We start from the raw sequence: 16,057 nt of genomic DNA on the forward strand, positions 1-16,057 counted from the left end.
GCCCATCGTGTGTGAGCGTCACCTGTTTGGCTAAGGGGGTGGCAGCCCTTCCGGCATGGCGGACAAATGTTCGTGGCAGGCCAGCCATAGGCCTTGTTGTTCTTGGCCAGACGCTTGTTTCTTGAAAACAATCGTCTCGCGCTCCTGGCTAAAGTGCCGCTCCCCTTGCATGCGCAGCTCGGTGGCCACGTCATGGATGAAAATCGCCACGTCACCCTGAAGGCTCACGAAGGCGTTGCTTGAGGTGCACGAAAGCACCTCGAAGCCATCCTCGGAGCGCCAGCCGTCCCACATCGCCTGATAGGCGTCGCGCGATAGCAGGGGCTGATCGAGGGTGTAGAAAACGAAGCTGGCATCGGCGCTGAATGCGCCGAAGTAGGCTTCGCGATCGTTACGGGCAAACGCCGCCACCAGGTCGGCGGCGGCTTTCAGAACCTGATCACGTTCGTTCATGACCGATCCTCAGCGGTGGACCACACCAGGCAGTACGCAGAGCATTTCGTACAGCAGGTTGGCGGCCAGCAGCGAGGTGTTGCCGGTGGTGTCATAAGCGGGCGAGACTTCTACCAGATCGCAACCGACCAGGTCGAGGCCTTGGCAGCCACGAACGATCTCGATCGCCTGAATGGTCGTCAGACCACCGATTTCCGGGGTTCCCGTGCCAGGGGCCCAGGCCGGGTCGATGCCGTCGATGTCGAAGCTCAGGTACACCGGGCCGCCGCCGACTTTCTCGCGAACTTCGGCCATCAGTGGCGCCAGGGATTTGTGCCAGCACTCTTCGGCCTGAACGACGCGGAAACCCTGGTTGCGGCTCCAGTTGAAGTCGTCGGCGGTGTAGCCCTGGGCGCGCAGGCCGATCTGTACGACACGGTCCGGGTCCAACAGGCCTTCTTCAACGGCGCGGCGGAAAGTGGTGCCGTGGGCGATTTTCTCGCCGAACATGTGATCGTTAACATCGGCGTGGGCGTCGATGTGCACCAGGCCGACCTTGCCATGCTTTTTATGGATGGCACGCAGGATCGGCAAAGTGATGGTGTGGTCGCCGCCCAGGGTCAGCGGAATCACATCGTGTTCGAGGATATTGTCGTAGGATTCTTCGATGATCCGTACGGCATCCAGCAGGTTGAAGGTGTTGATCGCGATGTCGCCGATGTCGGCAACCGACAGCGAGTCGAACGGAGCAGCGCCGGTGGCCATGTTGTACGGGCGGATCATCACCGACTCGGCGCGGATTTCGCGAGGTCCGAAACGGGTGCCGGGGCGCAGCGAAGTACCGATGTCCAGTGGCACGCCTACAAAGGCAGCGTCCAGACCGGCAGCGGTGTTCAAGTGGGGGAGTCGCATCATGGTGGCGATGCCGCCGAAGCGCGGCATTTCGTTGCCGCCCAGTGGTTGGTGAAGAATCTTGTCCACGGGTAGGGCCTCATCGTCGTTGTTTTATTTATTGGTTGCGCCGTTAACGGAAGGTACGGGCACCGATTTGTGCGGATTCTGCGAAATGTAGTGGCCGGGAAGAATCGCTACGGGCAAATACTTAGTTCAGATTTTTCTAAACTAATGGTGAGGGCCGGGATAGACTTCTCGGCTTGAGCGATGCGTTGCACGGGTGGACCGATCGCCAGCAAGCCGGCTCCTACAGGTCGGCGTCGGCCCGAGGTATTGGTTATTACTGTAGGAGCCGGCTTGCTGGTGATCGGTTGCGCAGCAACCGCCCATCCCACAGCGCGGACTCACTGAACAGGTTACGGAGCCACCGATGGCCAACGCTTTACCCGACCTCAAACTATTGCGCATCTTCGTCAGCGTGGTACGCCATCAGGGATTCGCTAACGCCCAGCATGAGCTCAACCTATCGACATCGGCGATCAGCACCTACATGAGCCAGCTCGAATCGGCCCTCGGCCTGGTGCTCTGCCATCGCGGTCGTGGCGGTTTCAGCCTGACCAGCAAGGGTGAGCTGTTCCATCAGGAGACCCTGCGTCTGTTGGGTGAACTCGAAGGCTTCGAGCAATACGCCGCCGCCCTCAAGGGCGAATTGCGCGGGACGTTGAACCTGGGCGTGATCGACTCGACCGTCAGCGACAAGGCCTTGCCGTTCGCCGAAGCCATCGGCGCCTACAGCCAGGAGCACCCAGCCGTGCATTTGCACCTGTCGGTCATGAGCCCTTACGAATTGCAGCTTGGCGTGCAGGACAACCGCCTGGACCTTGCCATCGGTGCGTTCTCCACCCGCATGAGCGGTCTGGTGTACATGCCGCTGTACCGTGAACAACACTGGTTGTATTGCAGCACGCGGCATCCGCTGTTCAACGAGCGGCGCATTCCCGAGCAGGTTATTACTCAGCAACGCATGGTCGGTCGCGGCTATTGGAGCCAGGCCGAACTGGCACGCCACGGTTTCAAGCACAGCGCCGCGACCGTGGAGAGTATGGAGGCGCAGTTGATTCTGGTGCTGTCCGGCGCCTACATTGGCTATTTGCCTGAGCACTACGCCCAGGCCTGGGCTGACAAGGGGGACTTGCGGGTGTTGCTGCCGGCGACCTTCGGTTATCAGGCGCCATTCTCGATGATTGTGCGCCGGGGCCGTAGCCGCGAGCCGTTGATCCAGACCTTTCGCGATCTGCTTAAAGCTCAACTGAATCAGGCCTGAAGACGATGTCCAGAATCCAATGTCCACGCTGCCTGCGCCCGCAAACCCACTGTCTGTGCCCGTTGATTCCAAGCCTCGACAGCCGCACCCGAGTACTGCTGTTGCAGCATCCGGGTGAAGTGAACCATGCGTTGAATACGGCGCGTCTGGCGGCGCTTGGATTGAAGAATGCCGAGTTGATCGTGGGGGAGGTGTTCGAGGATTTGCCCGCGTTGTTGAATCAGCCAGGGTATCGGGCGCGGTTGTTGTTTCCCGGCGAGGACGCTCAACCGATGCAGGGTTATGCCGGGACTGAAGATCCGCTGTTGCTGGTGGTCCCCGACGGCACGTGGCGCAAGGCGCGCAAGATGCTGCACCTCAATCCGCTGTTGGCGGCGTTGCCGAGGGTGACGCTGGCCGAGGGTGGTGTGTCCCGTTATCGGCTGCGCAAGGCACCGGGGCCAGGGGCCTTGTCGACGGTGGAGGCGATTGTGCAGGCGTTGGAAACCCTCGAGGTTCCGACCACGTTTGCACCGTTGTTGAAACCGTTCGAGGCGTTGATCGAGGGGCAGATTGCGGCGATGGGGGAGGAGGTTTACCGCAAGAATCACAAGCAATGAAGTTCTTTGTGGCGAGGGAGCAAGCTCCCTCGCCACAACAGCCTTGCAAGTCAGGATTGAGTCAGGCCTACCTTTCCCGCATCGCCTCGGTCCGCGCCTTCAGTACCGGTTTGAGCAAGTAATCGAGCACCGTCTTCTCCCCGGTAATGATGTCCACCGTCGCCACCATCCCTGGAATGATCAGCAGCGGTTTCACGTCCCCGCCCAAGTGGTTTTTATCGGTGCGCACTTGGATCAGGTAGAAGCTGTTGCCCTTGTCATCGGTGATGGTGTCGGCGCCGATCAATTCCAGTTTGGCGCTCAAGCCGCCGTAGATCGTGTAGTCGTAGGCGCTGAACTTGACCATGGCTTTCTGGCCCGGGTGCAGGAACGCCACGTCCTGTGGTCGAACCTTGGCCTCGATCAGCAGGTTGTCTTCGAGCGGCACGATTTCCACCATGTCACTGCCCGGCTGGACCACACCACCGATGGTATTGACCTTCAGCACTTTGATGATGCCCTTGACCGGTGAGACCACGGTGGTCCGGGTTACTCGGTCGTCGATGGCGATGCTGGTTGCCGTGATTTTTGACAGGTCGGTACGTTTCTCATTGAGCTCTTTGGCCGCTTCCGAGCGGAAGGTTTGTTCCGACTCGTCGATCTTGCTGCGGATCTCGGCAATCGCCGATTCCGCCCGGGGAATGGCCAGCGTCGTTGCATTCAGCGAGCCGCGAATTTCCACGGCGCTGCGTTTGAGTCGCAGGATCTCCACCGGCGACACAGCGCCGGTCTTGACCAGTGGCTCGGACATGTTCATCTCTTGATTGACCAGCGACAGGCTCGAACTGAATTGCCCGGCCTTGGAACGAAACTCCGCCAGCTCCTGGGTTTTCTGCCGCAATTGTTCGCTCAAAGTGCGCTGTTCGCTGGCCAGTCGACGTTGCCGTTGCTCGTACAGCGAACGCTCGTCTTCGGCCACTTGCGGGGCCTTGGCGATCACTTCTTCTGACAGCTTGAAGGGTCGGCCTTCGGCTTCGGCAGACAGGCGTTCAACCTGCGCGGTGAGCGCATAACGATCGGCTTCGCTTTCGCCTTTGTTTGACAGGTAGCGCGTGTCATCAAGACGCAGCAGGGTGTCGCCCTTGCTCACCATTTGCCCTTCGCGCACGAAAATCTCGCTGACGATCCCGCCTTCAAGGTTCTGGATCACCTGGACCTTGCTCGACGGTATCGCCTTGCCTTCGCCCATGGTCACTTCCTGAAGCACCGCGAATTTGGCCCAGACCACGGCACTGACAATCAACCCGGCAGCCAGCCATACGGTGATCCGCGACCAGCGCGGGGAGTCTTGCAATGCGGCGCCGGCGGTTTCCGGCATGAACTCGGTCTCGGCACTTTTGTTGAAACTGTCGAAGTAGCCGCGATCGTTCGACGGTACAGGCTGATCGGCAGACATGGGCGACTCCTAGACAGCTGAAGAGCCGACACGGCCCTTGCGCAGTGCATCGATGACCGCTTCTTTTGGACCATCGGCCACGATCCGTCCGTTGTCCAGGACGATCAGCCGATCCACCAGGCTGAGCATCGACGTGCGGTGAGTCACCAGCAAGACGGTTTTACCCTGGACCCAGCTGTGGAGTTTTTGCCGAAGAGCGTCTTCGCTGCTGTTGTCCATGGCACTGGTGGGTTCGTCGAGCAGCATGATCGGCGGATCGAGCAGCAAAGCACGCGCGAGCAACACGGCCTGACGCTGGCCGCCCGATAACAGTTGCCCACGTTCACCCACCGGCCGGTCGAAGCCTTGCGGATGTTGGCGAGCCAGTTCGGTGACACCGGTCAGTTCTGCCACTTCCAGCATGCGGGCGTCGCTGATGTAGCGTGCGCCGAGGGTCAGGTTGTCGCGCAGGCTGCCGGCCAGCAGCGGCAGGTCGTGGGCGACGTAGCCGATCTGATGGCGCAGGTCGGCGACGTCCAGTTGTCGCAGGTCCAGGCCATCGAGCAGCAGTTGACCCTCTTCCGGTTCGTAGAAACCCATCACCAGACGCGCCAGGGTGCTTTTGCCCGAACCGCTGCGCCCGATGATGCCGATGCGTTCACCGGGTTTGACGCTGAAGCTGACATTGGCCAGCGCCGGGGCGCTTTGGCCGTTGTAGTGAAAGGTCACGCCCACGACATCCAGCGCACCTTGCAGTTGGGTGCGTTCAAGCGGCCGTTGCCGGGCATCGCGCTCCTGAGGCAGGCTCATCAGCGCATCGGTGCTTTTCATGGTCAGTTGTGCTTGCTGATAACGGGTGATCAGACCGGCGATTTGCCCCAGTGGCGCGAGTACTCGACTGCCGAGCATGTAGGTCGCCACCAGTGCACCGACACTGAGGTTGCCGGCGATGATGCTGTAGACCCCGGCAACGATCGTCGCCATGCCGCAGAACTGCTGGATGAACAACGTACCGTTGGTGGCCAGGGCGGAGAGGTTGCGCGCGTGGCTGTCGAGGCGGGTGAGGGCGCCGTGGGTGCTTTCCCATTTGTGCTGACGCTCGCTTTCGGCGCTGCAGGCCTTGAGGGTTTCCAGGCCGCTGAGGGTTTCGATCAGCAATGCCTGGCGCTCAGCGCCCAGGCTCAGGCTTTTTTGCACGGTATCGCGCAGGCGTGTCTGAATCACCATGGCAAAGATGATGGTGATGGGAAATGCCAAGACCGGAATCACCACCAGCCAACCGCCAAGCAGGCCGATCACCACCAGCATCAAAAGGGCAAACGGCAGGTCGATCAGGCTGGTCAGGGTCACGGCGGTGAGAAACTCGCGCAGGCCCTGGAAGTCATGGATGCTTTGGGCAAATCCGCCGATGGTTGCCGGTCGCGCTTTCATCGCCATGCCGGTGATGCGCTCGAACAGGGTTGCCGAGAGAATCACGTCGGTTTTCTTGCCGGCGGTATCGAGCAAATGCGCTCGCACTACCCGCAACACCAGTTCAAAACCGGTGCCGATCAACAGACCGATGGACAGCACCCACAGCGTTGATGTCGCCTGGTTCGGCACCACGCGGTCGTAGGTTTGCATCACGAACAGCGGCACCATCAAGCCCAGCAGGTTGATCAGGAAACTCGCCAGAATCGCGTCGCTGTACAGCCATTTCGACAGTTTCAGGGTGTCGCGAAACCAGGCCTGGACCCGCGGCACCAGTGGCGAACGCAGGTCTTCAAGTTCGTGCCGCGGCCGGGCGAACAACGCCTGGCCTGCGTAATGTTCCTCCAGCTCTTGCGGGCTGATCCATTGTTCCCCGCCGTCCGCTTCACTGGGCAGGATCAGCACCCGACCGTCCTCGCCATAACGGCGCAGGACGGCTGTGCGGCCATTGTTGAGCAGCAGCATCACGGGCAGGTTGAGCGGGGAGATGTTTTTGAGTTCGCGGCGCAGCAAGCGCGCCTGCAGGCCGGCCCGGGCCGCTGCGCGGGGCAGCAGGTCCAGGCTCAGGCGTTGGTGTGCCATTGGCAGCCCGGCACTGAGGCTGGCACGACTGACGGTCGCGCCATGGAGTTTGCAGAGGATCAACAGACCGTCGAGGAGCGGGTCATCGAAACTCAGGCGCGGATCGACACCAGTATTGCCGGGTTCCATGCTGGTCACATTGGTCGCTCCGGGGCACTACTTCATTTCGGGTAAACGGGCTTCGTTCTTCACTTCGGTCTGGGCAATCGCGTCGGCGGGCAATACCACCCGTTGCTTGCTCAACAACTGGCCCATGTTCGCCAGCACGCGGTACATCGAATACTCCTCGGTGTAGCGTACTTCTGTGTAGCGACGGTTGGCATTATAGAGCTCGTTTTCACTGTCCAGCAGGTCGAGCAGAGTGCGCTGGCCGAGGCCGAACTGATCCTGATAAGCCATGCGTACCCGTTTGCTGGTGTCGGCGTATTCGCGGGCGGTCGGGGTTTGTTTCTTGGCGTTGACCATGGCGTTCCAGGCCAGGTGAATGTTCTCGTTGAGCTGGCGCAGGGCGTTGTTACGGATGTCCATCGCCTGGTTGATCTTGTGCGCGTCGGACTGCAGGCGCGCCTTGTCGCTGCCGCCGCGGAACAGGTTGTAGTTCATCACCACACCGACCCGCCATTCGTTGTCGTGGCCTTCTTCGCCGGCAATGTTGTTGTTCGCGCCCACAGCGGCTTCGGCGTCGAAGCGCGGGTAGAACGGCGACTTGGCGACTTCGTACTGACTTTCGGCCGATTGCACATCCGCCTGGGCGGATTTCAGGTAAGGGTTGTTTTCCACCATGCTCTGCTGGGCGTCCGGCAGGGAGGTGGGCACTTCGCCGCGGATCGATGGCGGGGCTTCCAGCTCATCGGGCAAACGCCCGACCACGGCGTAGAAGTTCGACTCGGCATCGGCCAGATCGACTTCGGCGGTGTCGAGGTTGTTTTCTGCCAGTGCCCGGCGAGCGGTGGACTGATCGGCATCAGCGGTACTGCCGATGCCGCGCTGGGTGCGCAGGCCGATCTGATCGTTGACCCGCAAGTGCGCTTGCAGGTTGTTCTTGGCCAGACTCACCAGTTCACGGCGCTTGAGTACTTCAAGGTAAACCTCGGTGGTACGCAGCGCCAGATCCTGAGCAGTGCCTTGAGCGTAATAGGCCCGAGAGTTGACTACACCTTTGGTACGTTCCACTTCATTGGCGGTGTTGAACCCGTCGAAAAGCATTTGCCGCAGGCGCAGCTCTGACTGGGTGTAATTGAGGATTTCCGTGTGGTGATTGCCGAAGGCGCGGGTGTTGGTGTTGTCGCTGTACCCGCGCCCGTACGCCGCATTTAGATCAACGGATGGATAAAACCCCCCTTTGGCGACTTTGACGTCTTCATCAGCCGACAGACGGCTGTCCACGCGCGACGCCAATTCCGGGTGGGTCGCGATGGTGCTCTGGATCGCTTCGGTCAGCGACATCGCCTGCGCCTGGGATGTGCAGGCCATCGCCAGAAGAACCGCGCTGCAGAGGGGGGTTAATAGGCGCATGGTGCATCTCCCTGATTCCTGATGGTGCTTATCAGTCGCCAAATATTTGACGACATTTATAGGTAAAACCGTTTCAAGCTTGTAACAACAGAGCTAAGAACATTCTGGAGCTTAGCTAAGAAATTTTTTTCATAGCGGTTATGCCAAAAAAAACTTATGAGACTTGCGAAATCCAGCACATTGTTCACTCCGAAAGCCCCTGAATTGCGAGCTTTAGGGCGCTCGTCAGAACTGGAAAATAGTTCCAGTCCACTTATCGATACAGGGCGGGGAAGTGCTGAAAGGGGAGGGGCGCGAGCGATCTGGATGTGACGGTTTTTTGTCATTTGGGTGTTTCAGGATCGTTACGCATCACTTACAGCAGGTTGTTACGGAACAGGGATCCAATGCCATTGATTGCATAGGCTTTTTCCCGAACCATAAACATCGCGGTGAGTGAAATGGTTGGTCGAGATTGTCGCCGGGGCCACGGCTTGCTTTGTGTACGTAAACGGCACCGGCAGACAATTCGTCAGGCTACCCGCTGAGCCATAGCACGTTCTTCGCACAAACCAGGGTGCCGACAGCAGTTGGCAGCGGAGGAAGTGCAGATGGCTACGCTCATCGGAATCGTCAGTAAGGTTATTGGTCAGGTGTCCGCGGTGGCGAGTGACGGCACCCGGCGCACCGTGGTCGAGGGCGATCGCTTGTTCGCCGGCGATCAGTTGATCACTGGCGCTGAAGGCGCGGTGGCGGTGCAGCTGCAAAATGGCCAGGAGCTGACGCTCGGGCGCGGCAGCAGCCAGCAGATGACGAGTCAAATGCTGGAGAATCAGATATCCCATGTCGATACCTCTGAGCCGGTGGCGCCGAGTCAGGCGCAACTGACCGATGTCGAACAGCTGCAAAAAGCCATTGCGGCCGGCGATGACCCGACCCAAACCGCTGAGGCCACCGCTGCCGGTCCAACGATGACCGCGCCGGGTGGGGCGCAGGGCGGGGGGCACAGTTTTGTCTTGCTCGAAGAAGTGGGCGGGCGGGTCGATCCCGTCATCGGTTTTCCCACGGCCGGTTTCAACGGCATTCCGCAATTCCCCGAAGAACGTCATGACGGTGATCCAGACAACGCGATCGCGGCGGCCGATGCGCCTGTGATCCTGCCACCTGTCGTGGTGCCTGAGGGGCCGAACAATCCCGTCACCCTCGACGGTCTGTCGCTGGCGGGCGGGGAGGTGACCGTCAACGAGGCCAATCTGGACGACGGCTCGGCCAGAAATGTCGGTGCACTGACCCAATCCGGTACCTTCACCATTTCGGCGCCGGATGGGCTGAACAGTCTGAGCATCGGAGGAATCAATGTAATCAGCGGTGGTGTTGCCGCCGGTTTCCCGCAGTCGATCACCACGCCGCTGGGCAGCACGCTGACCATCACCGGTTACAATCCGGCGACGGGCGTTGTCAGCTACAGCTATACCCTCAACGGCAGCGAAACCCACGCGAGCGGTGATGGCGCCAACAGCGTCGGTGAACAATTCACCGTGGTGGCCGGCGACAGCAATGGCGACACCGCCACCGGTTCCCTGGACATCAACATCACCGACGACGTGCCCAAAGCGGTGGATGATGGCAATGGTGTCGCCTCGGAGACGCTGCTGACCCTCAACGGCAACGTATTGACCAACGACACCCAGGGCGCCGACCGTGTACCGGTTGGCGAAAACTCCGGTCCGATCACGCCCGGCACCTTCGTCGGCACTTACGGCACATTGGTCCTGAATGCCAATGGCACGTACACCTACACCCTCAACACCAGTGATGCGGACTTCAAGGCCTTGCACGGCGGTGGCGATGGCACGGAAACATTCACCTACACGCTGACGGATGCCGATGGCGATTCCAGCACCGCGAATCTGGTGCTGCAAATTCACAATAACGATGATTCGGTCACCCTTGGTGGCTTGAACGCGGGCGGCGGCGAACTCACCGTCTACGAGAAAAACCTCAGTGACGGCAGCAGCCCCGACGCACCAGCCCTGACCCAAAACGGTACCTTCACCATCACCGCACTGGATGGTGTGCAGACCTTGACCATCGGTGGCATCGCCGTGGTCACCGCTGGCGTGAGCGCCGGATTCCCGCAATCGATCACCACACCCTTGGGCAGCACCCTGACCATCACCGGGTTCGACGCCACGACCGGTGTCGTCAGTTACAGCTACACCCTCGTCGACAATGAAGCACACGCGACGGCCAATGGTACAAACATTCTCTCCGAGCAGTTCGCAGTCACCGTGGTCGATGACAACGGCACCACCGCCAATGGCAGCATTGGTGTGAACATCGTCGACGACCTGCCGCAAGGCGTGAACGACAGCAACGCCAGTACGGCCTCGGAAACCCTGCTGACCCTCAACGGCAACGTGTTGACCAACGATGTGCAAGGCGCTGACCGTGTCACCGTCGGAGAAAACACCGGCCCGATCACGGCGGGAACCTTCACCGGCACCTACGGCACCCTGGTGCTGAATGCCAACGGTACCTACACCTACACGCTCAACACCACTGACGCCGACTTCAAAAACCTGCATGGCGGTGGTAACGGCACCGAGAGTTTCACCTACACCATCACTGATGCCGATGGCGACACCAGCACGGCGAACCTGGTGTTGAACATCCATAACAATGACGACGTCGTAACCATCGATGGCCTGAGCACCAACGGCGGCGAACTGAACGTCTACGAGAAAAACCTCAGTGACGGCACCAGCCCCAACACGCCAGCGCTGACCCAAAGCGGCACCTTCACCATCACCGCACTGGACGGCGTGCAGACCTTGACTGTCGGCGGCATCGCCGTGGTTACCGGTGGCGTGAGCGTGGGCTTCCCACAATCGATCACCACGCCGCTGGGCAGTACGCTGACCATCACCGGATTTGATCCAGTCACCGGGGTGGTGAGCTACAGCTACACCCTGGCCGATAACGAGACTCACCCGACTGCCGACGGTACCAACAGTATTTCCGAGCCTTTCGCCGTGACCGTCGTCGATGACAACGGCACCACCGCCAATGGCACACTTGACGTCAACATCGTCGATGACGTGCCCACCGCCAAAGCGGACGCTGATTCGGTAAGGGAGGGCGGTACGGTCAGCGGTAATGTGCTGGACAATGACATCGGCGGTGCGGATGGCCCGGCAGCCAGCGGTGCGGTCGTCGGCGTGCGCTTCGGCAGCGACACATCGACCTCGGCCATCGGCGGCCTCAACAGCCAGATCAACGGCACTTACGGTTACCTGACCCTCGATGCCAATGGCAACGCGGTCTATCACAGCACTCCGAACGCGGTGAGCGGCCCCGGCGCGGTGGATGTGTTCACTTACACCGTGCGCGATGCCGACGGCGATGAAAGCACCACCACCATCACCATCGACGTGTACAACAGTTGCCTGAAAGCGCTCAGCGACACCGACGTCACGGTCTACGAAAAAGCCCTCGACCTGGTCAAGGATGGCCAGGACCTGGCCGCCGGTACGGTCGTCGGCAGTCAGCCGGGCAACACCGGGGAAACCGCCAGCGGCACGTTGGTCGGCTCGGTCAGTGGCGCCGTGGGCGCACTCACCTACGCGCTGGTCGGCAGCGGCGCCGGGGCTCATGGGCAAATCGTGCTCAGCTCCAACGGCACCTACACCTACACCCTGACGTCCCCGTCGAGCACCACGCCGAACGCCAATGACGGGCCGAACGTCACCCACGAAACCTTCACCTATCAGGCCACCGACTCGCTGGGCAACATCGTCACCAGCACCATCGTGGTCAACATCGTCGATGACGTGCCCACCGCCAAAGCGGACGCTGATTCGGTAAGGGAAGGCGGTACGGTCAGCGGTAATGTGCTGGACAATGACATCGGCGGTGCGGATGGCCCGGCAGCCAGCGGTGCGGTCGTCGGCGTGCGCTTCGGCAGCGACACATCGACCTCGGCCATCGGCGGCCTCAACAGCCAGATCAACGGCACTTACGGTTACCTGACCCTCGATGCCAATGGCAACGCGGTCTATCACAGCACTCCGAACACGGTGAGCGGCCCCGGCGCGGTGGATGTGTTCACTTACACCGTGCGCGATGCCGACGGCGATGAAAGCACCACCACCATCACCATCGACGTGTACAACAGTTGCCTGAAAGCGCTCAGCGACACCGACGTCACGGTCTACGAAAAAGCCCTCGACCTGGTCAAGGATGGCCAGGACCTGGCCGCCGGTACGGTCGTCGGCAGTCAGCCGGGCAACACCGGGGAAACCGCCAGCGGCACGTTGGTCGGCTCGGTCAGTGGCGCCGTGGGCGCACTCACCTACGCGCTGGTCGGCAGCGGCGCCGGGGCTCATGGGCAAATCGTGCTCAGCTCCAACGGCACTTACACCTACACCCTGACGTCCCCGTCGAGCACCACGCCGAACGCCAATGACGGGCCGAACGTCACCCACGAAACCTTCACCTATCAGGCCACCGACTCGCTGGGCAACATCGTCACCAGCACCATCGTGGTCAACATCGTCGATGACGTGCCCACCGCCAGACCGGACGTGGACTCGGTGGTGGAGGGCGGTACCGTCAGCGGCAATGTGCTGGATAACGACACCGGCGGTGCAGATGGTCTGGGCGCGGTGATCGGCGTGCGCTTCGGCAGCAATACCTCGACGGCGGCCGTGGGCGGGCTCAACAGCCAGATCGACGGCAACTACGGTTACCTGACCCTCGATGCCAACGGCAACGCGGTCTATCACAGTAATCCGAACTCGGTCGGCGCTGCGGGCGCTACCGACACCTTTACCTACACCGTGCGCGATGGTGATGGCGATCTGAGCACCACCACCATCACCATTGATGTCTGCAACAGCAACATCAAAGCGCTCAGCGACACCGACGTCACGGTCTACGAAAAAGCCCTCGACCTGACCAGGGACGGCCAGGATCTGGCGGCGGGCTCTGTCGTCGGAAGCGATCCGGGCAATACCGGGGAAACCGGATCGGGCACTCTGGTCGGTTCGGTCACCGGAGCTGCGGGCGCCATCACTTATACGCTGGTCGGCAGCGGTACCGGGGCTTACGGGCAAATCGTGCTCAACTCGGACGGCACCTATACCTACACACTGACCTCGGCACCGAAAACCGCACCGGGCGCCAACGATGGTCCTAACACCCTGAGCGAAACTTTCACCTACAAAGCCACCGATGCAGGTGGAAACAGCACCACCAGCACCATCGTGGTCAACATCGTCGATGACGTGCCCAAGGCGGCGGCGGCAGAACGCTCCGTGGCGGCGGTGGAAATCGATTCGAACCTGCTGATCGTGCTCGACATCTCCGGCAGCATGGTCGACAACTCCGGTGTGCAAGGCCTGTCGCGTCTGGCATTGGCCAAGCAGGCAATCAGTGCCTTGCTGGACAAGTACGACGATCTGGGCGACGTCAAAGTACAGCTCGTCACCTTCAGCAGCAATGCGACCGACAGGACCTCGGTGTGGGTCGATGTGGCGACAGCGAAGACCCTGCTTGCCGGCCTCAGCGCGGGCGGCGGCACCAACTACGATGCTGCTGTGGCGACCATGAAAACTGCGTTCGCCACCTCCGGCAAGTTGACCGGGGCACAAAACATCGGCTACTTCTTTTCCGATGGCAAACCCAACGAAGGTGACATTGGCGCGGCGGATGAAGCTGCACTCAAAGCCTTCCTCGAGGCCAACAACATCAAGAACTATGCGATCGGACTGGGCAGCGGTGTGAGTAACGCCAACCTCGATCCGCTGGCGTATGACGGCAGTTCCCATACCGATACCAACGCGGTCCTGGTGACCGATCTCAATCAGCTCAACTCAGTGCTCTCGGGCACCGTGATCGGTGCGCCAGTCACCGGCACGCTGATGGAGGGCGGCACTTTTGGCGCCGACGGCGGCTTCATCAAATCCGTCGTGGTGGACGGCATCACCTACACCTATGACCCTAAAGGCAACAACAATCAGGGTTCGCTGACCGCCAGTAGCGTCACCAACCACGGCACGTTCAACACGGTGAACAACAGCATCAGTATTGCCACCAGCAATGGCGGCACCCTGGTGGTAAACCTCGATACTGGTGAGTACAGCTACACCTCGCAGAAAACCACTTCAACGGTCATCACTGAAAACATCGGCTTCACCGCCAGCGACAATGACGGCGACCTGGCCAGCTCAACGCTGACGGTCAAAGTCATTCCGAACGCGGCGCCGGTCGCGGTGGATGACCACATCATCACCAACGTGCTGTCGGGCACTATCGTGGTACCGGGCGAGTTGTTGTTGGCCAACGACACCGATTCCAACGACGATCAACTCTCGGCAGGTCCAATCTCGTTCAACACCGGCTGGGTATCGAAGGGTGCGGACTTTACCGGGACCAACTCGAACTTCAGCTTTACCGGCGGCAATGTCCGGGCCGTCACGATCGATCGCAGCGCCTTCGTCGCCAATACCGCGGCCATGACCGCCATGCTGGTGGTCAGTGGAACGCTGGGGTCGGTCAGCAGCAACAGCACCAATGACGAGGACCGTATCACCGTCAACCTCAAGCAGGGCGAAACCCTGAACCTGGACCACAACCTGGCCAGCGGTCATATCACGATGGAGTACTCGGTCAATGGCGGGGCCTATACGTCTGTCGCTGATGGCGAGACCATTACGGCGACTTCAGGCGGGGCTTACCAGATCCACATCGTCAACATTCCCAACGGCGGTAGCGGCGGCAATGGCTCCGAGAACTACCAGCTGACCATGACCCTCAACTACGCCGGAGGCCATGACAGCACCCCGGACTACCAAGGCACCTACAGCGCCAGCGACAACCACGGCGGTAGCGACACGGCCAACGTGAACATCAGCTATCAGGACGGCCACACCCTCACTGGCACAATCGGGCACGACACGTTGGTAGCCGGGACTGGCGACAATATCCTTAATGCCGGCGACGGCAACGACGTGCTCACCGCAGGCTCAGGCAATAACGAGATGCACGGCGAAGCTGGCAACGACTTGCTCTACAGCGGCACGGGCAACGACCTGCTCGACGGCGGCACCGGCATCGACACTGCGAGCTACGCCCACGCCACTGCCGGGGTCACCGTCAATCTTGGTTTGACCGGCGCGCAGAACACCGTTGGCGCGGGTTCGGACACCCTGAGCGGTATCGAAAACCTCGCCGGTTCGAACTTCAACGACACCCTGACCGGCGACAACAACAGCAATATCATCACTGGCGGCCTGGGCAACGACATACTCAGGGGCGAGGGTGGAGACGACTTCCTGATCGGCGGCCTGGGCACCAACACCCTCACCGGCGGCAGCGGCGCCGACACCTTCCAATGGCTCAAGGGCAACAGCGGTCACGACCTGATCACGGACTTCACCCCCGGTACCGACAAGCTCGACCTGTCGCAACTGCTGCAAGGTGAAAACGGCACCACGGCGTCGCTCGACGACTACCTGCACTTCACCGTCACCGGCAGTGGTGCCTCGGTCCTGACCAGCATCGACGTCAGCGCCATGGCCGGCGCTGCGCCAAACCAGACCATCGACCTCGCGGGCGTGGACCTGGCCAGCCACTACGGGGTGACGCCGGGTGCCGGCGGACTGGTAGCCGGGCCTGACACGGCGACCATCATCACCGGCATGCTCAACGATCATTCTTTGAAGGTCGATACCGTGTAATCCGAGATCCCGGGGGGAGCGAGCCTGCTCGTGATGGCGGTGGTTCAATCAACGACAGTGTTGAATGTGAAACCGCTTTCGCGAGCAGGCTCGCCACCCTATAGGG

Annotated in this window: 8 protein-coding genes; 3 read left to right on the forward strand and 5 right to left on the reverse strand. The window is 60.8% G+C overall.

The window, feature by feature from the left end; translation table 11 throughout:
• Nucleotides 1-30: 30 nt before the first annotated feature.
• On the reverse strand, nt 31-453 hold the full coding sequence (locus QMK58_RS08510; RefSeq protein WP_053156388.1) for a YybH family protein: 423 nt from the start codon (nt 451-453) through the stop codon (nt 31-33).
• Nucleotides 454-462: 9 nt separating this feature from the next.
• Nucleotides 463-1,413: an agmatinase gene (gene speB / locus QMK58_RS08515; protein ID WP_047532133.1), complete on the reverse strand. Its 951-nt coding sequence runs from the start codon at nt 1,411-1,413 to the stop codon at nt 463-465.
• A gap of 343 nt (nt 1,414-1,756) precedes the next feature.
• Between speB and QMK58_RS08520 the strand changes: the two genes are divergently transcribed.
• Together QMK58_RS08520 and QMK58_RS08525 are read left to right on the forward strand one after the other, a co-directional pair.
• Nucleotides 1,757-2,650, forward strand: a complete 894-nt coding sequence (locus tag QMK58_RS08520; RefSeq protein ID WP_053156392.1) for a LysR family transcriptional regulator — start codon at nt 1,757-1,759, stop codon at nt 2,648-2,650.
• Nucleotides 2,651-2,655: 5 nt separating this feature from the next.
• Nucleotides 2,656-3,249 (forward strand): tRNA-uridine aminocarboxypropyltransferase, encoded by a 594-nt coding sequence (locus tag QMK58_RS08525; RefSeq protein WP_053156395.1) that lies wholly within the window; start codon nt 2,656-2,658, stop codon nt 3,247-3,249.
• 67 nt (nt 3,250-3,316) lie between these two features.
• Here QMK58_RS08525 and QMK58_RS08530 read toward each other — a convergent pair whose 3' ends face one another.
• From QMK58_RS08530 to QMK58_RS08540, 3 genes are read right to left on the reverse strand one after another with little or no spacing between them, the layout of a single operon-like run.
• The gene (locus tag QMK58_RS08530; protein ID WP_053156398.1) at nt 3,317-4,684 is read right to left on the reverse strand and encodes an HlyD family type I secretion periplasmic adaptor subunit; all 1,368 of its coding nucleotides are present in this window, start codon (nt 4,682-4,684) and stop codon (nt 3,317-3,319) included.
• 9 nt (nt 4,685-4,693) lie between these two features.
• Nucleotides 4,694-6,853, reverse strand: a complete 2,160-nt coding sequence (locus QMK58_RS08535) for a type I secretion system permease/ATPase (RefSeq protein WP_320396149.1) — start codon at nt 6,851-6,853, stop codon at nt 4,694-4,696.
• Nucleotides 6,854-6,871: 18 nt separating this feature from the next.
• A complete protein-coding gene (locus QMK58_RS08540; protein ID WP_053156402.1) occupies nt 6,872-8,230 on the reverse strand; it encodes a TolC family outer membrane protein in 1,359 nt (452 codons plus the stop codon).
• A gap of 590 nt (nt 8,231-8,820) precedes the next feature.
• Between QMK58_RS08540 and QMK58_RS08545 the strand changes: the two genes are divergently transcribed.
• Nucleotides 8,821-15,951, forward strand: coding sequence for a retention module-containing protein (locus QMK58_RS08545; protein WP_320396150.1), 7,131 nt, complete (start codon nt 8,821-8,823; stop codon nt 15,949-15,951).
• Nucleotides 15,952-16,057 lie beyond the last annotated feature (106 nt).

The organism is Pseudomonas sp. P8_241 (assembly GCF_034008315.1).
Taxonomy (GTDB): domain Bacteria; phylum Pseudomonadota; class Gammaproteobacteria; order Pseudomonadales; family Pseudomonadaceae; genus Aquipseudomonas.